Origin of the sequence: Bosea sp. 124, assembly GCF_003046175.1 — a bacterium.
Taxonomy (GTDB): Bacteria; Pseudomonadota; Alphaproteobacteria; order Rhizobiales; family Beijerinckiaceae; genus Allobosea.
This window is the reverse complement of sequence record NZ_PZZM01000001.1, coordinates 4031795-4054440: the sequence shown is the minus strand read 5'-3', so window position 1 is coordinate 4054440 and position 22646 is coordinate 4031795. Positions and strand designations below refer to the sequence as shown.

General features: G+C 66.7%; 21 protein-coding genes. 7 read left to right on the top strand and 14 right to left on the bottom strand.

All coding sequences use genetic code 11. The annotated features are described in order from the left end of the window. Positions 1 to 169: 169 nt before the first annotated feature. Entirely contained in the window at positions 170 to 1015 is an 846-nt protein-coding gene (locus tag C8D03_RS19240; RefSeq protein WP_108048753.1) for an AAA family ATPase, read from the bottom strand. A 215-nt stretch (positions 1016 to 1230) separates the two neighbouring features. On the opposite strand from C8D03_RS19240, the gene C8D03_RS19235 reads away from it, so the two are divergent. Further along, positions 1231 to 3021 (top strand): cation:proton antiporter domain-containing protein, encoded by a 1791-nt coding sequence (locus tag C8D03_RS19235; RefSeq protein WP_248308535.1) that lies wholly within the window; start codon positions 1231 to 1233, stop codon positions 3019 to 3021. Here the strand turns inward: C8D03_RS19235 and C8D03_RS19230 are convergent. After that, complete coding sequence (locus C8D03_RS19230; protein ID WP_108048751.1) at positions 2960 to 4075, bottom strand: glycosyltransferase family 4 protein; 1116 nt, start codon at positions 4073 to 4075, stop codon at positions 2960 to 2962. The two genes, C8D03_RS19235 and C8D03_RS19230, sit on opposite strands and share 62 nt — an antisense overlap. Then, positions 4075 to 4905 carry a UDP-2,3-diacylglucosamine diphosphatase gene (locus C8D03_RS19225; RefSeq protein ID WP_108048749.1) on the bottom strand — a complete coding sequence of 277 codons (831 nt, stop codon included), beginning with the start codon at positions 4903 to 4905 and terminating at the stop codon, positions 4075 to 4077. Before C8D03_RS19225 ends, C8D03_RS19230 begins: the two co-directional genes overlap by 1 nt. Positions 4906 to 5029: 124 nt before the next feature. Between C8D03_RS19225 and C8D03_RS19220 the strand changes: the two genes are divergently transcribed. From C8D03_RS19220 to C8D03_RS19210, 3 genes are all read left to right on the top strand, one after another. Next, on the top strand, positions 5030 to 5809 hold the full coding sequence (locus C8D03_RS19220; RefSeq protein ID WP_108048747.1) for an SDR family oxidoreductase: 780 nt from the start codon (positions 5030 to 5032) through the stop codon (positions 5807 to 5809). 144 nt (positions 5810 to 5953) lie between these two features. Further along, positions 5954 to 6883 (top strand): DMT family transporter, encoded by a 930-nt coding sequence (locus C8D03_RS19215; RefSeq protein WP_108048745.1) that lies wholly within the window; start codon positions 5954 to 5956, stop codon positions 6881 to 6883. A 116-nt stretch (positions 6884 to 6999) separates the two neighbouring features. Next, on the top strand, positions 7000 to 7620 hold the full coding sequence (locus C8D03_RS19210; RefSeq protein WP_108048742.1) for a helix-turn-helix domain-containing protein: 621 nt from the start codon (positions 7000 to 7002) through the stop codon (positions 7618 to 7620). On the opposite strand, the gene C8D03_RS19205 is transcribed toward C8D03_RS19210, so the two are convergent. Continuing rightward, positions 7598 to 8518 (bottom strand): AraC family transcriptional regulator, encoded by a 921-nt coding sequence (locus tag C8D03_RS19205; RefSeq protein ID WP_108048741.1) that lies wholly within the window; start codon positions 8516 to 8518, stop codon positions 7598 to 7600. The two genes, C8D03_RS19210 and C8D03_RS19205, sit on opposite strands and share 23 nt — an antisense overlap. A 98-nt stretch (positions 8519 to 8616) precedes the next feature. On the opposite strand from C8D03_RS19205, the gene C8D03_RS19200 reads away from it, so the two are divergent. Then, a complete protein-coding gene (locus C8D03_RS19200; RefSeq protein WP_108048739.1) occupies positions 8617 to 9360 on the top strand; it encodes an SDR family oxidoreductase in 744 nt (247 codons plus the stop codon). A gap of 91 nt (positions 9361 to 9451) precedes the next feature. Here C8D03_RS19200 and C8D03_RS19195 read toward each other — a convergent pair whose 3' ends face one another. The 8 genes from C8D03_RS19195 to lysM all read right to left on the bottom strand — a co-directional run bounded on the left by C8D03_RS19195 (position 9452) and on the right by lysM (position 17507). After that, positions 9452 to 10393 (bottom strand): c-type cytochrome, encoded by a 942-nt coding sequence (locus tag C8D03_RS19195; RefSeq protein WP_108048737.1) that lies wholly within the window; start codon positions 10391 to 10393, stop codon positions 9452 to 9454. A gap of 167 nt (positions 10394 to 10560) precedes the next feature. Then, positions 10561 to 10986, bottom strand: coding sequence for a c-type cytochrome (locus C8D03_RS19190; RefSeq protein ID WP_108048735.1), 426 nt, complete (start codon positions 10984 to 10986; stop codon positions 10561 to 10563). A 130-nt stretch (positions 10987 to 11116) separates the two neighbouring features. Beyond that, entirely contained in the window at positions 11117 to 13426 is a 2310-nt protein-coding gene (locus C8D03_RS19185; protein ID WP_108048732.1) for a xanthine dehydrogenase family protein molybdopterin-binding subunit, read from the bottom strand. A 120-nt stretch (positions 13427 to 13546) separates the two neighbouring features. Then, positions 13547 to 13861, bottom strand: coding sequence for a rhodanese-like domain-containing protein (locus C8D03_RS19180; RefSeq protein ID WP_108048730.1), 315 nt, complete (start codon positions 13859 to 13861; stop codon positions 13547 to 13549). Positions 13862 to 13880: 19 nt separating this feature from the next. Beyond that, positions 13881 to 15200: a TRAP transporter large permease gene (locus tag C8D03_RS19175; protein ID WP_248308534.1), complete on the bottom strand. Its 1320-nt coding sequence runs from the start codon at positions 15198 to 15200 to the stop codon at positions 13881 to 13883. Beyond that, a complete protein-coding gene (locus tag C8D03_RS19170) occupies positions 15197 to 15700 on the bottom strand; it encodes a TRAP transporter small permease (protein ID WP_108048726.1) in 504 nt (167 codons plus the stop codon). The genes C8D03_RS19175 and C8D03_RS19170 overlap by 4 nt, the downstream gene beginning before the upstream one ends. An 8-nt stretch (positions 15701 to 15708) precedes the next feature. Continuing rightward, on the bottom strand, positions 15709 to 16773 hold the full coding sequence (locus C8D03_RS19165; protein ID WP_108048724.1) for a TRAP transporter substrate-binding protein: 1065 nt from the start codon (positions 16771 to 16773) through the stop codon (positions 15709 to 15711). A 290-nt stretch (positions 16774 to 17063) separates the two neighbouring features. Next, the gene (gene lysM, locus C8D03_RS19160; RefSeq protein WP_108048722.1) at positions 17064 to 17507 is read right to left on the bottom strand and encodes a peptidoglycan-binding protein LysM; all 444 of its coding nucleotides are present in this window, start codon (positions 17505 to 17507) and stop codon (positions 17064 to 17066) included. Positions 17508 to 17695: 188 nt separating this feature from the next. Here lysM and C8D03_RS19155 point away from each other — a divergent pair, with 188 nt between their 5' ends. Then, the gene (locus tag C8D03_RS19155) at positions 17696 to 18124 is read left to right on the top strand and encodes a GlcG/HbpS family heme-binding protein (RefSeq protein WP_108048720.1); all 429 of its coding nucleotides are present in this window, start codon (positions 17696 to 17698) and stop codon (positions 18122 to 18124) included. 83 nt (positions 18125 to 18207) lie between these two features. On the opposite strand, the gene C8D03_RS19150 is transcribed toward C8D03_RS19155, so the two are convergent. Further along, positions 18208 to 20703 (bottom strand): YfhO family protein, encoded by a 2496-nt coding sequence (locus C8D03_RS19150; RefSeq protein ID WP_146170230.1) that lies wholly within the window; start codon positions 20701 to 20703, stop codon positions 18208 to 18210. Between the two features lie 173 nt (positions 20704 to 20876). After that, a complete protein-coding gene (locus C8D03_RS19145) occupies positions 20877 to 22112 on the bottom strand; it encodes a urate hydroxylase PuuD (protein WP_108048716.1) in 1236 nt (411 codons plus the stop codon). A gap of 178 nt (positions 22113 to 22290) precedes the next feature. Here C8D03_RS19145 and uraH point away from each other — a divergent pair, with 178 nt between their 5' ends. Beyond that, positions 22291 to 22641 (top strand): hydroxyisourate hydrolase, encoded by a 351-nt coding sequence (gene uraH, locus C8D03_RS19140; protein WP_108048714.1) that lies wholly within the window; start codon positions 22291 to 22293, stop codon positions 22639 to 22641. Positions 22642 to 22646: the final 5 nt, after the last annotated feature.

Genomic DNA, 22646 nt, shown 5'->3' with positions numbered 1-22646 from the left:
CGGGATCGGGGCTGCCGCAAGCGGCGGGCCGTCGTCACCGGAAGGAACGCGGAAACTCTTACCAGAAAGTTAATTCCAAACGGAAGGGGCAAGGCTGGACCGCGGCGGCCGCGACGAGATCGCGTTGGGATGCCCCTAGCCCTCATCCTGAGCAGTATGCTGGGCCTCGTTACCGCCCGTCCCGCCTGACCATGAACGCCAGCTTCTCGAACAGCGAGACGTCCTGCTCGTTCTTCAGCAGCGCGCCATGCAGCGGCGGGATCAGCTTGCGCGGATCGCGCTCGCGCAGCATCTCGGGGGTCATCTCGTCGGCGACGAGCAGCTTCAGCCAGTCGAGCAGCTCCGAGGTCGAGGGCTTCTTCTTGATTCCCGGCACGTCGCGGACCTCGAAGAACAGCTTAAGCGCCTCCTCCATCAGCCGCTTCTTGATGCCCGGGAAATGCACCTCGACGATGGCCTGCATGGTCTGCGCATCCGGGAACCGGATGTAGTGGAAGAAGCAGCGGCGCAGGAAGGCATCCGGCAGCTCCTTTTCGTTGTTGGAGGTGATGATCATCACCGGCCGCCGCGCCGCCCTGATCGTCTCGCCGGTTTCGTAGACATGGAACTCCATGCGGTCGAGCTCGAGCAGGAGGTCGTTGGGGAATTCGATATCGGCCTTGTCGATCTCGTCGATCAGCAGCACGGGGCGCTCGGGCGCGACGAAGGCCTCCCAGAGCTTGCCGCGCTTGATGTAGTTGCCGATGTCGGAGACGCGCGGGTCGCCGAGCTGGCTGTCGCGCAGGCGGCTGACCGCATCGTATTCGTAGAGGCCTTGCTGCGCCTTGGTGGTCGACTTGATATGCCAGGTGATCAGCGGTGCCTTCAGCGCCGCCGCGATCTCCTCGGCCAGCACGGTCTTGCCGGTGCCCGGCTCGCCCTTGACCAGCAAGGGCCGCTCCAGCCGGATCGCGGCATTGACGGCGACGGTGAGGTCTTCGGTGGCGACATAGTTCTCGGTACCGGCGAAACGCATGCGGAGGCCTTCTGACGAATGAGGGCCAACGCTAGCGCAGGACGGCCCGAACAGGAAACCTCCCCTGTCAGGCTCCACGCAAGCCGGTTCGGCTAAGACCGCAGACGGAAAGGCGAATTTCGGCAAACTGCAACATCGCGAGGTTGTGTTGCCGCGACCCAGCCCGCACAGTCCGCAGGCTTCCTTCCTGCTACCCGAATCGTAAGGCGCCCCCTTTGGCCGGAACCGTCGACCCTTCCGTCTACAAGGACGCCGCCGTCGTGCTCGCGACGGCGGGCGTGATCGTGCCCTTCGCCAAGAGTTTCAAGATCAATTCGATCGTCGCCTTCATGGCCTGCGGTGCCCTGCTCGGTCCCTTCGGGCTGGGTGGGCTGGTCTCTTCGATCCCGCTGCTCAGCACCATCACGGTGTCGAGCGCGGAGGCCCTGGCCGGGCCGGCCGAACTCGGCGTCGCCTTCCTGCTCTTCGTGATCGGGCTCGAACTCTCCTTCGAGCGTCTGGTGACGATGCGCCGGTTGGTCTTCGGGCTGGGGCTTGGCCAGGTCGCGCTCTCCGCCGGCGCCATCGGGACGGTCGCCTATGCGCTGGGGCAGCCGGCCGCAGCCGCGCTGATCATCGGCTTCGGCCTCGCCCTGTCCTCGACCGCGATGGTGGTCGAGCTCTTGTCCGCCAAGAAGCGCATGACCTCGTCTGCCGGCCGCGCCAGCTTCGCCGTGCTGATCTGCCAGGACATCGCGGTCGTGCCCCTGCTCTTCCTCGTCAGCGTGCTGGGCGCGCAGAATGGCGGTGGCTCGCTGCTGGCAGGTCTCGCCCAGGCGCTGCTCCAGGCCTTCGCCGCCATCGCGATCATCGTGCTGGTGGGCCGGCGGGCGCTGAGGCCGCTCTTCCGCCTTGTCGCCTCGACAGATTCGCCGGAGAGCTTCATGGCAGCGACGCTGCTGATCGCCCTCGGGACGGGCATGATCGCGGCCACCGCCGGCCTCTCGATGGGCCTGGGAGCCTTCATCGCCGGGCTGCTGCTGGCGGAGACCGAGTATCGGCGCGCCATCGAGGTGACGATCGATCCGTTCAAGTCGCTCCTGATCGGTGTCTTCTTCCTGACCGTCGGCATGAGCGTGAACCCGGCCGAGCTTGCCGCGCACCCCTTTGCGATCCTCGCCATCGCGATCGGCCTTTTCACCGCGAAGTCGCTGCTCGTCTTCGGGCTGGCCCGCCTCTTCCGCCTGTCGAAGGCGACGGCGCTCGAAACCGCGATCATGATCGGCCCCGGCGGCGAATTCGCCTTCGTCCTGCTGAACGGTGCGGTCGGCGCCAAACTCCTGGGCCAGGAGGCCGCGAGCCTCGTCCTCGCCAGCGTCTCGCTGACCATGATCGCGCTGCCTTTGCTGGCACGTCTGGCTCGCGCCCTGACATTGAAGCTCGCCGTTCCGATCATCCTGCCCGACGAGGCGCAGGTCCTGCCCCCGCATGATCACTCAGCGCGGGCCATCGTCGTCGGTTGCGGCCGTGTCGGACAACTCGTCGGCAGCATGCTCGACGAGCATCGCAAGCCCTATATCGCGATCGATTCCGACGCCTCGCTGATCGCAGCCCAGCGCCGTGCCAATCGCCCCGCCTTCTACGGCGATGCCACCAAGCCGGATTTTCTGCGGCTCTGTGGCCTCGACGAGGCGACCGCCTTGATCGTGACGATCGACAATGCCCGTGCCGTCGACGCGACCGTTCTGGCGGCCCGCGCGCTCCGGCCCGATCTCGTCATCGTCGCCCGCGCCCGCGACGCGGCCCATGCCCGCCATCTCTACCGGATCGGCGTCAACGATGCGGTGCCGGAGACGATCGAGGCGAGCCTTCAGCTTTCGGAGGCGGCGCTGGTCGGGCTGGGCGTGCCGATGGGCCTGGTCATCGCCTCGGTGCATGAGAGGCGCGACGGCTTCCGCGCCGAGCTCAAGCCGGCAGACGCCTCGGCCCCAGCCCTTCCGCGACACGCCCGCTCGCGAAGGCTGTGACGCCGGGCGCCTGGGGCAGGGTCGCCTCGTTGCGCGGCAGCCGCCCCGCATTCTGGTCCGCCACTTGTCGGATATGGCCGTAGAACTGCGCCGCGCTGCGCCGCCAGCTATGGCCGGCCGCGAGTTCGAGGCAGGCCTCGCGCGGGATGCGTAGCGCCTGCAACGCCGCCGACCGCAGATCGTCATTCAGCACCGCAGCCCCGCTGCCGGCGAAGACATCGCTCGGCCCCTGCACCGGAAAGGCCGCGACCGGCAGGCCGCTGGCGGCGGCCTCCAGCAGCACGATGCCGAAGGTGTCGGTCAGGCTCGGGAAGACGAAGACATCGGAGGAGGCATAGATCGCCGCCAGTTCCTCGCCTTCACGCGTGCCGAGGAAGGTGACATCGGGAAAGGCGCTCTGCAGATCGGCGCGCGCCGGCCCGTCGCCGACCACGACCTTGCTGCCCGGCAACCGCAGCGACAGGAACGCATCGAGGTTCTTCTCGACGGCGACGCGGCCGACGCTGAGGAAGATCGGGCGCGGTAGATCGAGAACGCTTTGCGGGCGCGGATGGAACAACGAGAGATCGACGCCGCGGCCCCAGCGCACGATCTTCTCGAAGCCGTGCTGGCGCAGCTCCGCCTCGACGGAGCCGGTCGACACCATCACCGCCGCCGCCGGCCCGTGGAAACGGCGCAGGAAACCGTAGCTCCAGCTTTCGGGGATAGGCCAGCGCGCCGCGACATATTGCGGGAAGCGGGTGTGATAGCTCGTCGTGAAGCGCCGCTTCTGGGCGAGGCAGACCGCCCGCGTCAGCCAGCCGATCGGCCCCTCCGTCGCGATATGGATGTGGTCGGGCCCGAAATCCGCGATCCTCTCGGCCAGCGCCTGCCGTGTCGCCAGTGCGATGCGGATATCGGGATAGCTCGGCAGCCCGATCTGGCGGAAGCCCTCCGGCGTCAGCATCTTCGGCGTGACGCCGAAATCGGGCCCCGCCTCCACCATCCGTTCCAGCGAGCGGACGACGCCGTTGATCTGCGGACGCCAGGCATCCGTTGCGATCATGACGCGCATCAGGCGGCCTCGACCAGCTCGGGCACCGCGTTGGGCCGCGCCGGCACGACGACTGGCACCGGCACCTCGCCCTTGCGCCGGCCCTGCGGCCAGCGGATCAGCTCGAAGCGCCCGTCATGGTGCTCGACGAAGGCCGTGCAGCTTTCGACCCAGTCGCCCGTGTTGATGTAGGTTAGCCCGTCGATCTCGCGAAAGGCGGCGTGATGGATATGGCCACAGATGACGCCGTCGGCGCTGTGCCGGCGCGCCTCGGCGGCCAGGCAGGTCTCGAACTCGCCGATATAGTTGACCGCGTTCTTGACCTTGTGCTTGGCCCAGGCCGAGAGCGACCAGTGCGGCAGCGCAAACCAGCGGCGCACCTTGTTGACCAAGGTGTTCGAGGCCAGAGCGGCCGTGTAGGCCCAGTCGCCCAACAGCGCGAGCCATTTGGCGTTGCGCACGACGAGATCGAACAGATCGCCATGGATCACGAGCAGGCGCTTGCCGTCGGCCGTCTCGTGAATGACCTCGTCGACCAGGGTGATGCCGCCGAACTGCAGCCCGGTGAAGTCCCGCAGGAAATCGTCATGGTTGCCCGTGACGTAAATCAGCTTCGAGCCCTTGCGGACTTTCCGCAGCAGCTTCTGGATGACGTCGTTATGCGCCTGCGGAAAATACCAGCCGCTCTTCAACCGCCAGCCGTCGACGATGTCGCCGACGAGATAGATCTGGGGGGCGTCATAGGCCCGCAGGAATTCCAGGACCAGATCGGCCTGCGCCCCGCGCGTGCCGAGGTGGAGATCCGAGATGAAGATGCTGCGAACCTGCTTCGCGTCGTCCTCGTCGCCCATGCCCGCCGGTCCATCTCGTTGCGATGCGTCCGGCATGTGTCTGATTTGCGTTGCGCTTTGATGACGGAACCAGCGATCCGTGGTCTGTCCGGGGTTCAAGGCACGAAGCCTTCGGAGAAATGCCATGGATCTGGGAATTTCCGGCCGCACGGCCATTGTATGCGCCTCCAGCAAGGGTCTCGGCCGCGGCTGCGCGGAAGCGCTGGCGGAGGCCGGCTGCACCGTCGTGATCAATGGCCGCGACGGCGCGACACTCGAGGCGACAGCGAGCCAGATTCGTGCCAGCACCGGTGCAACGGTCATTCCCGTCGTCGCCGACGTCTCGACCCGCGCCGGTCAGGATGCCTTGCTCGCAGCAGCCCCGAAGCCGGACATTCTGGTGAACAACAATGGCGGCCCTCCGCCGAAACCGTTTCGCGATGTGTCGCGCGAAGCGCTGCTGGAGGGTGTCGTCCAGAACATGGCGACACCGCTCGAACTGGTGCAGCGCGTTGTCGACGGCATGATGGAGCGGCGCTTCGGGCGCATCGTCAACATCACCTCGGCCAGCGTTCTGACGCCACTGACCGGCCTCGACGTCTCCTCGGCCGCCCGCGCCGGGCTCACCGCCTTCCTCTCGGGCGTGGCGCGCGAGGTCGCCCATGCCAATGTCACCATCAACAACATCCTGCCTGGCATGTTCGATACTGACCGGCTGAAGACCGGGCTGACGAAGATGGCCGCAATCAAGGGCCTCTCGATCGAGGAGATGGCGCAGGCGCGCCGGGGCGATGTGCCCGCCGGCCGCTTCGGCGAGGCCGACGAGTTCGGCAAGCTCTGCGCCTTCCTCGCCAGCACCCATGCCGGCTACATCACCGGCCAGAATTTCCTGATCGACGGCGGCGCCTTCCGGGGCAGTTTCTGACGACAACCCGACAGGCGGCCGGCTTCCCGCAGGCCGCCTATCGGGGTTGCAGCCTTCACGCTTTGCGACCCGGACTGGACGTGTTCTAACGGCGGCCCTTCAGCGGCGTCCGCCGTCGCCTTGTCCTCCCACCGCGCCGGTCCGTTGTCCCCTCTCCTTGGCATCAGCCTGAAACTGATCTCGGCGCTGGCCTTCACGCTGATGTCGGCCGGCATCAAGGCGACCGCGGCGCGCTATCCGACCGGCGAACTCGTCTTCTTCCGCTCCTTCTTCGCGCTGATTCCGCTGCTGATTTGGCTGGCCTGGCGCTCCGAACTGCCCGGCGCGCTCAAGACGAACAATCTCCGCGGCCACATGAAGCGTGGCGTCATCGGCTCGACCGGCATGTTCTGCGGCTTTGCGGCGCTCCAGTTCCTGCCGCTTTCGGATGCGGTGGCGCTCGGCTATGCCGCACCGCTCGGCGTCGTCGTGCTGGCGGCGCTGGTGCTCAAGGAGCGCGTGCGGATCTACCGCTGGAGCGCCGTGACGATCGGCTTCATCGGCGTCCTGATCATGCTCTCGCCGCATCTCACGAGTGGCACGCTCTCGCAGGGACTGCAGGCGGGACCGGCTTTGGGTGCAGCGCTCGGCCTGGCCGGCGCGTTCTGCTCGGCCTTCGCCTCGATCGAGGTGCGGCTGCTGACGAAGACGGAGCCGACCGGCGCGATCGTCTTCTATTTCATGCTGCTGACGAGCGCGCTCGGGCTTGCCACCATGGCCCTGGGCTGGCGCATGCCGGACTTGCCCGATGCGGCTTTGATGGTCGCGATCGGCATCCTGGGCGGCCTCGGCCAGATCCTGCTCGTCCAGGCCTATCGCTTCGGCGACGCCTCGCTGATCGCGCCCTTCGAATACTCGACGATGATCTGGGCGGTCATCATCGGCTGGTTCCTGTTCGGCGAATGGCCGGTCAGCACGATCCTGATCGGCGCCGTGATCGTCATCGCATCGGGGATCTACGTCATCCTGCGCGAGCAGAGGCTCGGCCTGCTGAAGCGCGAGCAGCGCGAGATCGGCTCGACTCGCGCCACCTGAGTACCCGCGGCCACAGTCTCGGCTTGCTCCGGGCGCTTCAACCGGGCATTGTCCGCTCAGACAAACGATCGTTCGCTTGTGCAAACGATCCCGCATGTGAGGCAGGCTAAGACAGGATGGGCATCGAGACGAAAGAGCGTGGCGGACGCGAGTTCGAATCCGGGGCTCAGGTCATCTCGGGCCAGCTCGGAAAGACGATCCAGCGCCTGCGCAAGGCCTACAACTTCTCGCTCTCCGAACTCGCCGAACAGTCCGGCGTGGCCAAGTCGATCATCAGCCAGATCGAGCGCAACGAGACCAATCCGACGCTGGCGACGATCTGGCGGCTGTCGCAGGCCCTCGACATCTCGATCGAGCGCGTCCTCTCCAGCGGCGAGGAAGAGCCCTTCATCGAGAAGACCGCCCGGGCCGATACGCCGATCCTGGTTTCGGAAGATGGCAAGCTCCGCCTCGCCATCGTCGGCTGGATCAAGACGGTCGAATGGCTGCAATGGTATGAAGTTCAGTCGGAGCCGGGCGGCGAGCTCGATTCCGAAGGTCACCAGCGCGGCTCGATCGAGTCCCTCTCGGTGACCTCGGGTGAATTCGAGGTCGAGGTCGGCGACATCGTCCAGCGCGCCAAGGCAGGCGAGACCTTGCGCTATCGCTGCGACCGCCGCCACGTCGTCCGCTGCGTCGGCGAACAGCCCGGCAGCGCGCTGATGGTCTGCATCCTCAAAGCGGCGGTGATGGAGTAGCCGGCGCCCGCCGCGCATAGCGGCCGGGCGGCTGACCGACATGACGGCTGAATGCCGTGCTGAACGTGCTCGCCGAGCCATAGCCGACGCGTCTCGCAACCTCGTCGAGCGCCACGTCACCGGCCGATAGCAGGCTCTTGGCGACAGCCATGCGCCAGGCGAGCAAATATTCCATCGGCCGCAGCCCGACCGTGCGCATGAAGCGATCGAAGAAAGCCGAGCGCGACATGCCGGCGTCTCTGGCGAGTTCTGCCACCGTCCAGGATCGCTCCGGATCGCCATGCATCAGCCGCAGCGCCTCGGCGACACGGGAATCGGCCAGTCCCTGCAGCAGTCCCGGCGGCGCGTACTGCCCTCGCGTTGCCCGCAGCGCCTCGATCAACAACACCTCGATGAGACGCGCCAGCACGAGGTCACGGCCGGCGCACTGCCCGCTCGCCTCCTCCCCAACGAGCCGAACCAGCGTGGCAAGGCGTTGGACGCCCCGGATGTGGACCATCCCGGGCAAGAGCGATAGCAGCAGCGACGCGTCCGGAGAATCGAAGACGAAGTAGCCCCCGAGCAGGCGCACATCGGGAGGCCCATCGGCTTGGCCGTGTCGAATGTCTTCCGTCGGCGCGGGCGCGGCCTTCGGATCGATCTGTCTCGGCGTCGCCGGCTCGAAGCCCGACATGCTGAAGGCCGGCGTCGCCGGCAGGAGCACGAAGTCCCCCTCCTCCAGAGCGATGGCGTCCTCGCCATCGACGGCAAGCCGGCACCGCCCCTCCAGCACCACGCAGAAACTCGGCTGTCCGAATGCGGAATAGCGAACCGCCCAGCGCCCGGCGCCGCTGATCCCTTTCGAGAACACGGCGCGGGGCCGCAGCAGTTCAATGACCTGGGACAGCGGATCGGACATTCCGGACTTTCGCAAATGAAATTCGGACTTCTCATCGGCGTCAGTCCCGATCTTGGACGTTATGCCTTCGGCGTCAACCTCAAGAAAGAGAATTTTCCATGAAAACCGTCCTGATCACGGGCTGCTCGTCCGGCTATGGCCTCGAGACAGCGCGCCACTTCTACACCCAAGGCTGGAACGTCATCGCCACCATGCGCACGCCGCGCGAGGGCGCCCTGCCCAGCTCCGAGCGCATCCGCGTGCTGCCGCTCGACGTCACCAGCCAGGAGAGCATCGCGGCGGCGCTGGAGAAAAGCGGGCCGATCGACGTGCTCGTCAACAATGCCGGCATCGGCGTGGTCGGCGCCTTCGAGGCAACGCCGATGGTCCATGTACGGAAGGTCTTCGAGACCAACACCTTCGGCGTCATGGCGATGACCCAGGCCGTGATCCCGCAGTTCCGGGTCCGCAGATCGGGCGTGGTCGTCAACGTCACCTCCAGCGTGACGCTCGCCCCCATGCCGCTGGCGGCAGCCTACACCGCCAGCAAGATGGCCATCGAAGGCTTCACCGGATCGCTGGCTCACGAGCTCGAGGCTTTCGGAGTGCGCGCCAAGCTTGTCGAACCCGGCTACGCCCCGACCACGCGCTTTGCCGAGAACACGGAGGTTCGCATCCAGGATCTGATACCCGAGGCCTATGCGGCCTACGCCGGGCCGATCTTCGCTGCTTTCGCCAGCCCGGCCCTGGTCACTCGGGAAACCGACGTGGCGGAAGCCGTCTGGCAGGCTGCAAACGATGTCTCCGGCCAACTCCGGTTCCCTGCCGGCGCGGATGCAGTGGCGTTGGCACGGGCAAGCTGACACGGGCAAACCGGAACCCAACCGGCGCCCCGTCACATCAGCCGTCGTACGGTGCCGGCAGCCACGAACCCGGCTCCGGCCAGCGAATGCCTCAGCCGCCCGTCTTTGCCGGACGAGCCGGCCCCACGACCGCGGGAAGCGATTTCAGATACTCCGCCATCGCCAGCCGGTCGGCATCGGGCAGTTGCGCCATGTTGCGCACGACGGCGGCCATCGTGCCGCCGACGCTGTCGAAGCCGGGGGTGAATCCGGTCTTGAGCAGCTCGGCGATTTCTTCCTTCGACCATTTGCCCAGCGCGTCGGGGTGCTGGGTGATGTTCGGCACGAAGCCGCGGCCCTCCGGATCGGGCCCGCCGGCTAAGCGTGTCGCCTGGACGATGGCGCCGAGCGCGTTGCGGCTGGAATGGCATTCGGCGCAATGGCCCGGCCCGTTCACCAGATAGGCGCCGCGATTCCATTCCTCGCTCTTCGCTGGGTCGGGCTTGAACGAGGCTCCCTCGAAGAACAGCAGCTTCCAGCCGCCAACGACACGGCGGATGTTGAAGGGGAACGGCAGGTCATGCCCCGGCGCGCGGCCCTCGACGGGGCTGAGCGTGCGGATATAGGCGAAGAGATCGGCCAGCGCCTTCGGCGGCATCAGCCGGTAGGAGGTGTAGGGGAAAGCCGGATAATAGTGCTGCCCTTTCGGCGAGACGCCCGCTGCCATCGCGTCGACGAAATCCTGCACACCCCAATTGCCGATGCCGTCGCGCGTATGCGGCGAGATGTTGGGAGCGTGGAAGGTTCCGAAGGGCGAGCCGAGCGCAAGCCCACCGCCAAGCCTGAGCTTGTCGTCCTGGTTTGGCGTGGCGTGGCAGGAAGCACAGCCGCCGGCGGCGAAGAGCAGCCTGCCGTTTTCGAGATCGGGCGCGGGCAGCGATCCGATATCCGGCGAGGGCGACACGATGCGCGGATCGGTCAGGACATAGAAGCCGCCGAACCCGACGGCCGCCAGCAGGACTAGGGTGACCAGCAGACGGCGTAGGCGCAGCATTCAGTTCTCTCCCAGGATCGCCCACCCAGCGCGGAAGCGCCAGGAGATCATACGTCTCTTGATAACGCGAAGCCGGCCGGAAAGCTCCCCGCCGTAACGAAGTGAGCGGATGGGCCGAGGCCCATCCGCTCACGATCAGTGTGAAGGCAGCGCGGGCGCCGCCGGCATCACTTCTTGATGCGATAGGTTTCGTGGCAGGTGCCGCAGTTCTTCGTGACGTTGCCAAAGGCCGCGCGGAACCCGTCGAGATCGGTCACCGACGCTCCGGCGTCCGTCTCGAACTTCGCGAACGACGCCTTGAAGCCGGCCTGATCTTCCCAAATCTTAGGCCCCGCTGTGGTCTCGCCACCGCTCTTGGCGCTGTCCGGATAGAGGCCGGGCATCTTCTTGGCCGCATCGACATAGACCTTGAGAATGGCCTGTGCCTTGGCGGCGTCGAACGCCGCCTCACCCTTGGCCATCGCGGCGCCGTCGCGCGTGGCAGCGCCGACACCCTTCATGGTGTTGCGCCGTTCGGCGATCGGATCGGATTGGGCGACGACGGCCGTCAGCCCCAGTCCGAGAACGGCGGCGACGAGAGCGGTGCGGAGCATGGCGTATCCTTGAAGGCCTCGGTCGCCAGGACGGCGCCGTTTGGAACCGTTCCAGCTCAGCCGATCACGCAACAGCCGCCAAGTCGCATTCGCGTGAGCGGTCTTGCATCATCGCAAGACCATCCTTGCGTCAAGGCCGATATCCAGCTTCCTTCAGCGCATTGAACACCTTCAGCGGCGTCGCCGGCATGTCGATCGCCTTGATGCCCGCGGCACGGTCGAGCGCGTCGACCATCGCGTTCATCACCGCCGGGCAGGCGCCGATTGCCCCGGCCTCGCCCGCCCCCTTCACGCCCAGCGCATTGGTGACGCAGCGAACGTTGCGGGTCTCGAAATGGAAGTTCGGCACGTCGATGGCACGCGGCAGCGCATAGTCCATGAAGGTCGCCGTCAGCATCTGGCCGGAGGAGTCGAACTTGATCTCCTCCATCAGCGCCTGGCCGATGCCCTGCGCCGCGCCGCCATGGACCTGGCCCTGCAGCATGATCGGGTTCAGCGTCATGCCGAAATCATCGACCACGACATAATTGACGATCTCGGTGCCGCCGGTCTGCGGATCGATCTCGAGTTCGCAGACATGGGTGCCGTTCGGATAGGTCGCCTCCGGCGGCTGCCAGCTCTGGTGCACCTTCAGCATGGCCGGCGTGGCGCCTGGCAGCGCTGCAATGGCAGCGAGGTCCAGAGCCTTGTCCGTGCCGACGATGCGCACCGCCCCGTCCACGATCTCGAGGTCGCCGATGCCGGCCTCCAGCTTCTCGGAGGCGAGCTGCTTCAGATTGTCGGAGAGGATCGCGGTCGCCTTGTCGAGCGCCGCGCCGCCGACCGGAATCGAGCGCGAGCCGCCGGTGCCGGAGCCGGTCTCGACCTTGTCGGTATCGCCCTGGACGACCCGGATGCGGTCCATCGGGATGTCGAGATGCTGCGAGACGAGCTGCGAATAGGCGGTCTCGTGGCCCTGCCCGTTCGATTGCGTTCCGATCAGCACGGTGACCATGCCGTCCTTCTCAAGGATCACGGTCGAGCTCTCGGGCCCGCCGCCGCCGCAGGCCTCGATATAGCTCGCCATGCCGATGCCACGGATCTTGCCGGCCTTGCCGGCGGCCTTGAGACGCGTCTTGAAACCCTTCCAGTCCGCCACCTCCATGGCGCGGCGCATATGCCCCTCGAACTCGCCGGAATCGTAGACCGGCCCGGTCTGCGTCTTGTGCGGCATCTCGCCCGGCTTGACGAAGTTCAGCGCCCGCACCGCATCGGGCGTCTTGCCCGTCTCCCGCGCGATGGCGTCGACCAGCCGCTCGATCAGATAGGCGGCCTCGGGCCGACCGGCGCCGCGATAGGCATCGACCGCCATGGTGTTGGTCAGGATGCCGCGGAAACGCACATGCACGGCCGGGATGCTGTAGCAGCCCGGCGTCATCGTCGTGCCGACCCAGGGAATGAAGGGCCCATACTGCGAGAGATAGGCGCCCATCTCGGCGGCGAGATCGACCTTGAGGCCGATGAACTTGCCGCGCTTGTCGAGCGCCATCGTCGCTGTCACGAGGTTGGCACGGCCATGGGTGTCGGCGAGGAAATGCTCGGTCCGGTCGGCCACCCAGCGCACCGGGCGCTTCAGCATCTCGGCCGCAACCATGGTCAGCGGGTATTCGCGGTACATGAAGATCTTGGTGCCGAAGCCGCCACCGACATCGGGCGTCACCACCCGGATACGCTTGGGATCGACCTTGAGGATGTAGCTCGCGAGGATGTCACGCGTGCCATGGCTGCCCTGGCTGCCAAGCGTCAGCGTCCAGCGCTTGTCGGCCTTGTCGTATTCGGCGATGCAGGCGCGCGTCTCCATGTAGTTGGAGGCGAGCCGGTTGTTGACGATCGTCACGGCCACCGTGCGGTCGGCCTTGGCAAAGGCGGCGTCGGTCCTGGCCTTGTCACCCTGCTGCGCCTCGAAGGCGACGTTGCCCGGCCGGTCCGGCCAGACCTGATGGGCCTTCGGATCGAGCGCCTCCTCGATTCCGGTGACGGAGGGCAGCGTCGTCCATGCGATGTCGATCGCCTCGGCCGCATCGCGCGCCTGGTCCAGCGTCTCGGCGACGATGAAGGCGACCGCCTCGCCGACATGGCGGACCGTGTCGGTCGGCAGCACCGGAACCGGAAGCGGCTTCACCTGCTCGCCGGAGATCTCCTTGATCAGTCCCTTGCACGGCAGGTCGCCGAGATGGGCGACATCCTCGCCGGTCAGGATCAGCTTGACGCCCTTCATGCCACGGGCGGTCGCCTTGTCGCGGATCGTGAAGCTGGCATGGGCATATTGCGAGCGCAGCACGAAGCCGTGCAGCGCGCCCTCGACCGCCGTGTCATCCGTATAGCGGCCCGCGCCGGTGGTCAGGCGATGGTCTTCGACCCGGCGTACCGGCTGTCCGAATCCGAATTTCATGGGGCGCATGGTCGGGCATCCTTCAGATAAGTCGAATGAAAGACTGGAGCAGGATCGATGTCGCGTCAGCCCCGGCAAGTGGCGTGCCGCGATGCGCCGGGCGCAAGACGAGCAACCGACAGAGAACCGTCAGTGCTCGACAGGTTCGCCCTGCATCACCCAGTCGCGGAAGCCGCCGAGATAGTGGCTGTCGATGTCGAGGCCGGCCGATTGCGCGAATTCGAGCGCGCGCAGCGAGCGGACGCCGGCGGCGCAGGAGATCACGACACGCTTGCCGGGTTCATTGGGGAGATCGGCGGGGTCGAAGCGCGAGAGCGGTCGCGAGATCGAACCCGGAATATGCCCGGCGGCGAATTCATGGGGCTCGCGCACATCGACGAGGAGGATGGAGCCTTCCGAAAGGCCGACCTTGATGTCGTCGATGTCGAGATCGTTCACGGTCAATGCGGCATCTCCGGCGCTCTCACTCCAGCAGCTTCACCAGATAGAGTGTGAGCGCCGGAAATGCCACCACGATGCCCAGCCGAACGATGTCCGAAGCGACGAAGGGCAGCACGCCGCGATAGATCCGCGTGATCGGGACATCGCGCGCCAGCGAGGCCACGACGAAGACATTCAGGCCGATCGGCGGGCAGGTCATGCCGATGCCGACGACGATGAGGACGAGGATGCCGAACCAGATCGCGACATCGTCGACCGGCATGCCGAAATCGAGCGCGGTCACGATCGGGAAGAACACGGGCAGCGTCAAAAGGATCATGGCGAGCTCGTCCATCACGCCGCCGAGCACGATGTAGAACAGCAAGAGCCCGACCAGCACCGTATAGGGCGCCCAGCCGGAGGCCGCGATCATCTCGGCCGCGGCTGTCGGCACCTGCGTCAGCGCAAGGAAGGCGTTGAACACCTCCGCGCCGAGCAGGATGGCGAAGATCATCGCCGAGGTCTCGGCCGTCTGCAGGATCGCCTGGCCGATGCCGGCAAGGCTCAGCGTGCCGCGCAGCACGCCGATCAGCAGCATCACGAAAGCACCGACCGAAGCGCCCTCCGTGGGCGTGAACACGCCACCATAGATGCCGCCGACGACGATGACCGCAACCACCAGCGCCGGGATGACGCCGAGCAGCGGGCGCACCCGGTCCGGCCAGGCGATGCGGGGCTGCGCCGGCCCGAGCGCGGGGTTGCGCGCGATCATGATCGCGATCGTGATGCAGTAGAAGGCGGCTGCCATCAGCCCCGGGATCAGCGCCGCCTTGAACAGCTTGGCGATGTTCTGCTCGGTCGAGATCGCATAGACGACCAGGATGACCGAGGGCGGGATCAGAATGCCGAGCGTCCCGCCGACCGCGACGACGCCGCAGGAGAAGCCCGGATCGTAGCGGTAGCGCCGCAGCTCCGGCAGCACCGCGCGAGAGAAGGTCGCGGTCGTGGCGACAGCGGAGCCGCAGATCGCGCCGAAACCCGTGCAGGCTCCGATCACCGCCATGCCGAGCCCGCCGCGCCGATGCCCGACGACCGCTGATGCCGCCTTGAACAGGTCGCCCGCCAGGCCGGAACGTTCCGCGAAGGCGCCCATCAGCACAAAGAGTGGGATCACCGAGAGCGTGTAGTTGGCGAAGATCTGATAGGGCGTCGTCCGGATGTAGTTCAGGAACGGGTCGAGCCCGTTGAGCTGGATATAGCCGGCCCCGCCCACCAGCATCATGGCGAGCCCGATCGGCAGGCGCAGCGCCATCAGCGCGAGCATCGCCACGAAACCCGTGACCGCCATCGAAAACCCGCTCACGCGGAGGCCCTCGCCAGGCGCAGCGCGCTGACCACGGCCGCCGCCGCGACGAGGGCGGCGAGCGCCGAGCAGAGCGCGATCGGCAGATAGCTCGGAAGCTGAAGAACCATGCTGTTCTCGCCCGTCGCGAAGGCCGCGCGCGCACCCACAGCGAGCCGCCAGGCGATCAGCGCCATCACCAGCGCATAGACGATGTCCCAGCCCGCATCGATGCGGCGCTGCCAGCGTCGCGGCAGTTTCAGCGTGAAGGTGTCGACGAAGATGTTGCCGCGCCTGAGCTGGCACCAGGGCAGGAAGCAGAAGGCGGCGATGGCGGTCGCCATCTGCACCAGCTCGAAATCGCCTGGCACGCCGGCACCGCCGACGAGATCGCTGCGCAGCGTCACGCTGACCACGACAACGACCGACAATGCGATCAGCAAGCCGCCGCCGAGCAACGCGATCCCCCGGATCACCCGCTCGAAACCGGACGGCGCCGCCTCCTCCCCGCCTGTGTCCATCCTGTCCGTCAGGCTGCCTTCTCATGTCTGGCGATGGCCGCCCTGGCATCGGCGAGGAGCTTCTCGCCGTCGAGGCCCTTTTCCTTGGTCGTCTTGAGCCAGTTCTCGATCACCGGCTCGGTGGTCTTGCGCCAGCGCGCCGCTTCCGACTCGTCGATCACGGTGATGGTGTTGCCGCGCTTACGGACCATGTCGGAGACGACGATCGCCTGCTCGTCCCAGACCCTGCCCGCCATGCCGGCGGCAACCGCTCCAGAGTTCTTGTCGATTACGGCCCTGAGGTCGGGCGCCAGCGCCTCGTATTTCGCCTTGTTCATCGCCAGAACGAAGGTCGCGACATAGAAGGTCGGCGAGCCCGGAATCTCGGTGTGATATTTGACGAGTTCGTGCACCTTGATCGACGGCACCACCTCCCAGGGCACGACGCAGCCGTCGATGACGCGCTGGGCGAGCGATTCCGGCACCTGCGGCACCGGCATGCCGATCGCGTTGGCGCCGAGCGCCCGCAGTGCCTCGCCGGCGAGCCGCGTCGGGAAGCGCAGTTTCAGACCCTTGAGGTCCTCCATCGTCTTTACCTGCCGGTTCGCGTGGATCAGGCCGTGATCATGCGTCCACACGCAGATCGGGTGTACGTCCTTGAGTTCGTCTTTGAGGTTTTGCTGCGCGTATTCCGTGACGGCCAGCGAATTCACCAGCGCCCGCTTGTTGGCGACGAAGGGTAGCTCGAAGGCTTCCAGCCCGGTGAAACGACCGGGCGTATAGCCCGGCAACGTCCAGACCAGATCGGCAACCCCATCCCTCGCCTGGTCGAAAAGCTGTGGCGGCGTGCCGCCAAGCTGCATCGACGGAAAGATGTCGATCTTGATGCGCCCGTTCGACTCCGCCGCGACCTTGTCCGCCCAGGGTTTCAGGAACTTGGCGTGGCCGACTGTCACCGGCGGCAGGAAGTGATGCATCTTCAGCGTCACCTCCTGCGCATGGGCACGCGTGACCCGCAGCACCGCCGGAGCGGCGACGGCCGATCCGGCCCAGGTCAGAGTTCGGCCCAGAAAGCGGCGGCGGTCGAATGTCATGGCTTCTCTCCCGAGGATCTCGCTTGCGCGATTGTTTTGAACGCCCACCCCGCCGGAGAAAAGGCCACTCCACGACATCGGCACGATAGCATGGCCGGCAGCGAAGTTCCGACGCGGACCGCAGGCTCGCTTCACGGCCGGCGGCCGAGATCGTTGCCGACGCAACTAATTCCGTCAAGACCCCGTCACCGCGCGTAGCGATCCTATGTGGCCGGCAGACACGCCGGAGCGTGAAAAAACCGCGCCCCGAAGGGCGCGGCTTCCCGTTCTCGGGGTTCAGGGTCGGCGGCTCAGGCCTTCGGCGGAATCCGCAGCACCCAGCCAGGCTGGATCAGGTCCGGGTTCTTCACCGGCGGCGTGTTGGCCTTGACGATCTCGGTATATTTCGCGCCCTGGCCCTTGCCGTAATGCTCTTCGGCGATCTTCCAGAGCGTATCGCCCTTCTTCACCGTGTAGAACACGGCGGCCGGGACCTCCTTGGTCACCGCGAGATCCGACTCGACCGAGGCGACGCCAATGGTGTTGCCGAGCGCGAGGATGATCTTTTCGGCCTCTTCCGTGGACACGGCCTTGCCGGAGACCTTGACCTTGTCGCCGTCGATCGAGATCGCGACATCGGACGGAAGACCGTGACCGGCGAGTTCCTTCTGCAACTCGTCGGCAGTCGCGGCCTTGGCCGCGCTCGAGCCGAAGATCTTGGCCCCGGCTTCCTTGATGAAACTGAACAGACCCATGGCGTTTCCTCCATCCGTTGGGACCCCATCAAGCCCAACTGCGATGACATGTTCAAGGCGCCTTTGCGGCCGAGGCGCTTTCCGGCGGTCGCAGCCGGCATCGCCCTGCCGTTCCGGCTGCGAAAACCGCTTCCCCGGCGGGCAAAGCGCTGTCACAAGCGCGCTGGACCATAACAGGAGTTTCCCCGATGCTGACGCTCGCCCAGGCTCAGACGATCATGTCGGCCACGCTCGCCCATGCCGGAGCGGCAGGCTTCAAGCCCCTGACCATCGCCATTCTCGATTCGCGCGGCGCGCAGAAGCTCTTCATCGCCCAGGACGGCACCAGCCTGAAGCGCGGCGAGATCGCGCTCGGCAAGGCGCATGGCGTCGTGGCGCTGGGGATCGGTGGACGGGCGCTGCACAAGATGGCGCTGGAGCGGCCCTATTTCATCGACGCAGCGACCCATGCGGCAGGCGGATCGCTCGTTCCAGTGCCGGGCGGTGTCCTGATCCGCGATGGCGCCGGCACGCTGCTGGGCGCCATCGGCATCTCGGGCGACACCTCCGATAATGACGAGGCCGCCGCCGTCAGCGGGATCGCTGCCGCCGGCCTTGCGGCCGACACCGGCGCCTGAACAGGCCCCTGAAACGCCGGCCCCGCTGACCGGCGCGAGCAGGAGGGACCGCGACCGACCTTCGGCCTGTGAGCCTTGCCCGCTCAGTGAGCCTGGGCCGAGGACACCACCTCACGTCCGGCCGCCATCGGCGCCGGGCCGAGACGCAGCGAATCGCGCGCTTGCTGCGACGGTCCCGCCAGCAAGGACGGCAGCAGCCCGCCCCCTTCCGCGACCAGCGGCTCCTCGGGCAGCGGCGGCAGCGGCAGCAGGTCCTCCTCCTCCCGTGCAGGCGGGCTGACGCGTTCGCGGAATTCGGCCAATGCACCTTCGATCGGATTGAAGCTGAACCGCACCCTGTGCGTGCCAGCCGGCACCTGCACGGCGCGGAACAGCACATTAGCCTTCAGAATCTCGGTCTCGACGCCATCGACCTGCGCCCGCCACCAGGGATGCCAGGTGTCGTTCAGCACGACGAAGCCGGCGGCGGCCGTCGTGACCTCGATCTCGACTTCGGTGTTCTCGTAGCGGCTCAGCTTGATCTCCGCCTTCACCTGCGCCGGCCCCTCGGGCATCGCCAACGGCGGCTCGACCTCGAGCAGCACGGCCTGCTGCGGATCGACCTCCGGCCAGCGCCCGCCCTGCTTCATGCCGTCGAAATCGGCGAGTTCCCAGCCGCCGACGAACTGCACGCGCGGCAGCGCCTGCGGATTCTCGTAGACATAGCCATCCTTCGTCCGCGCAACCAGCTTGAGATCGCCATCCCGCAGGGCGTGGTCGACCTGCTCGATCGGCACGGGCGAGGCGATGTAGCGAAGCCCCAGCAGATTGGCGAGGCGGCAGCGATAGGACGGAAACAGCGGCGTGAATTTGCGCTCGGAGGGCGAGGCGATGCCGTCGCGCGTGCCGACGGCTTCGGAGAAATCGGCCAGACGCAGCGGATTATAGCCGAGCGTATGGTCTAGGCCATGCACCAGCGCAGCATTGGGCCATTCGAAGCCCATGCCGAGCAGTTCGATGCGGTCCCGTCGCGGCGAGCCCGCCGGCTGGGTGGTCAACCGCTTCAGGACCGCGACGGTCTCGTTGCGCGTCTCCGGACGCAGCACGTCGTAAAGCTGCGGCGGCAGCGCCGTCGATTCGTTGGGGCCGTTATTGGCGCCGAGATCGGCGGCTACGACGCCGGTAACGAGAACGGCGGCAGCGACCGGGCCGATCGCACCGCGCCAGCGCTGGAGCAGGAGGACGACGCCAGCGGCGGCGGCAAACCAGCCGAGCGCCAGCATGACCGGCCGCCAGGCGTCGCCCAGATGGCCCTCGCCCCGCGACAGCACAAGCGCCAGGCCCGCGACGGCCAACACCGCGGCGCCCCCTGCCAGCAGATCGCGCCGGAACGAGGTGCCGGGCTCGGCCGTCAGGATTCGGTGCAGGACATAGCCGGACAGCAGCGCGCCGAGCGCCCCGATCAGGAAGGTCGCATCGGCCGGGCGGCGGAACACCTTGACCCCCGGCAGATAATCATAGGCGAGGTCGAAAACAGGCGTGTAGCGGCCAAGCGCGAACAGCACCATGAAGACGAAGAGCAGGCTCAGCGGCCGCACCGCCCGGTCCCACAGCCAGCCGCGCGTCAGGCCGGGCGCGATCAGCAGCAGCAGCGGCAGGGCGCCGAAATAGACCTGCCCCATGTTCTGCGACAGGTAGAGTTCCTTCGCCCAGTTCGGATTGTTGTACGGGCCCCAGAAGTCCACATTCGGATTCTGCGCGCCGAAGAGATCGCCGAAGAAGGCGGTCAGCAGCGAGGCCGGATGCAGCGAGCCCCGGCCGGCCTCCGCCAGATCGATCGCGGGACGCGTCGTCGCCTCGGCGAAGAGCCAGGTCCAGAGCAGCGGCAGGGCGATGGTCACGGCGCCCGCCAGGCTCGCCACGCCGATCGCGGGCAGGCTGCGCCGGACCGACGCCCAGCCGCCGGACATCCAGTGCGCCCCGACCATGCCGATCAGGATATAGCTGCCGAGCAGCGCGACCTGGTCGGGCTCGAGCACCATCAGCCCGGCTGACAGGCCGGCGAAGGCGCCCGCGAGCAGTGAGGAGCGCTGCAGCATGCGCGCCGTCAGCCAGAACGAGATGGCGAAGAAGGCGAGGCTCGCGATCTGCCCCACATGCTGGACGCGCCACGCCGCCGAGGCGCCGAAGGCAAAGACGAGCGCCGCCATCAGCCCACCGGCGGGATGCCAGTTGCGGTCGCGGAAGAACATCATCAGGGCGAGCCCGCCCGCCAGCAGATGCGCCAGCACATAGGCATCGACCGCACGGAAGCTCGGCGAGGGCGAAAGTAGCGCCAGGAGGATTGCGGGCGAGAAGATCAGGGACTGAGGGTCTGCCACCTGCGGCGAGCCGCCGAAGACGTTATGCGTCCAGAACGGCGACTGCCCCGAGTGCAGCGCCTGCGCCAGGAACTGGATCTGTGCCTGAAAATGGGCCTTGGCGTCGAACGGAATGGTGACCGCACCCGACAGCCAGGGCCAGCACAGGACCACCCAGACACAAAGAAATCCAACGGCCGCCAGCGGATAGCCGGCGCCCTTTCTCAAAAGCGCGTTCAACGGACCCCCCGGTCCCCTTTCAGGGTTGGACGGCTCCGGATAGGGGAGCCAGCCTCCAGCCTGTCAGTGGACGGACCATGGCGGCAGGCAGGTGAACCGAAACTGAATGAAATCGCGGAGCCGTTCAGCCGCGCGCGAACAGGGTCAAGAAGCGGTAACGATGCCCGCGCGTCTCACCGACCCGGAACCAGCCAGGCCGCGAGGACCCGGCGCTCATCCGGCGTCATCCCGGACAGATTGTTCGGCGGCATCGCATGCGTCATCACGGCCTGCGTCCGGATCGCACGCGCCTGCGCCGCGATGTGCCCGGGCTCGTGCAGCAAGACACCCTTGGGCGGAATCTGGATGCCGGGCCAGGACGGCTCGGGCGCGTGGCACATGGCGCAGCGCCCGGTGACGATGTCGGCGACCTCGGCCGGCGGAAGGCGCGCGCTCGCGAGTAGAATCGGCTGGGGCTCGGGCAAGGGCGAAAGCCCCAGCCGTTCGCGTCCGCCGGGTGAGGACGCCATCGCCACCCAGAAGGCGAGCCACAGCGCAACCAGCGCGACCGCCCAGGTCCACCACGGCGATTTCGCATGGTCCGCATGGCGGATGTTGAAGAAGTGCCGGATCAGGGCGCCGGCCACGATGATGAGGGCGACCAGAGCCGGGATCACCGCCGAATTGGCATAGGTCACCGGATAATGGTTCGACAGCATCAGGAACAGCACCGGCAGGGTGATGTAGTTGTTGTGCGTCGAGCGCTGCTTGGCCGCCTTGCCGTATTTCGGGTCCGGTGTCTGCCCGGCCGTCAGCGCGGCGATGACCTTGCGCTGCCCAGGCATGATGTTGAAGAAGACATTGGCGGTCATGATCGTGGCCATCAGCGCGCCGGTATGGATCAATGCGCCGCGTCCCGAAAACACCGAGGCGAAAGCCCAGCTCGCGGCGATCACATAGCCGAAGCCGAGCAGCCCCAGCACGACGTCGTTGCGGCCCAGCGCCGAACGGCAGAGCCAGTCATAGAACAGCCAACCCAGAACCAGCGCCATAATGCCGATCGCGCCTGCCGCCAGCGGCGACAGTGCCATCACGGCGGGATCGATCAGATAGAGTTCCGATTGAGCGTAATAGACCCAAACCAGCAGGAAGAAGCCCGAGATCCAGGTCCAGTAGCTCTGCCATTTGTGCCAGGTCAGCTCGTTCGGCATGACGGCCGGTGCGACCATGTATTTGCGCATCTCGTAGAAGCCGCCACCATGGACCTGCCACGCCCTGCCCCCTTCGCCCTTCGGGATGTCGGCGGCGGGCCGCAGGCTGGCATCGAGATGGATGAAGAAGAACGACGAGCCGATCCAGGCGATCGCCGTGATCACATGCAGCCAGCGCAGCAGCATGCCTCCCCATTCCATCAGATAGGCTGCGAGCATCGCTGGTTCCGCTCAGAACAGGGACGGCGGGAATAGGACGGAAAACGGGACTTGGTCGAAAGCTTGCAGGCTGGTCCTGCCGGTGGACTTCGCCGCCGGCCAAATTACGGTTGGCCTCGCGGAACAGGCAAGCGCCGTTCCGCAGCAGAAAGAACGGCGGCCGGAACAAGGGACTGACATGGCGGGACTCTCGACGCATATCCTCGACACCCATGGCGGTAAGCCGGGCAACGGCGTCGCCGTGACCTTGAAGCGCCTCCAGCCCGACGGCTCGCGCGAAACGCTGGTCGAGACGCGAACCGACGCGGATGGCCGCGCTTCGCTGATGGCGGCCGAGGATACCACGCCCGGCATCTACGAGATCGACTTCGCCATCGGCCCCTATTTCCGGGGCAAGGGCGTCGACCTCCCCGACCCCGCCTTCCTCGATCTCGTCACCGTCCGTTTCGGGATTTCCGACGTGGCGCGCCACTACCATGTGCCGCTCCTCGCCTCGCCCTATGGCTACACCACCTATCGCGGCAGCTGAGCATC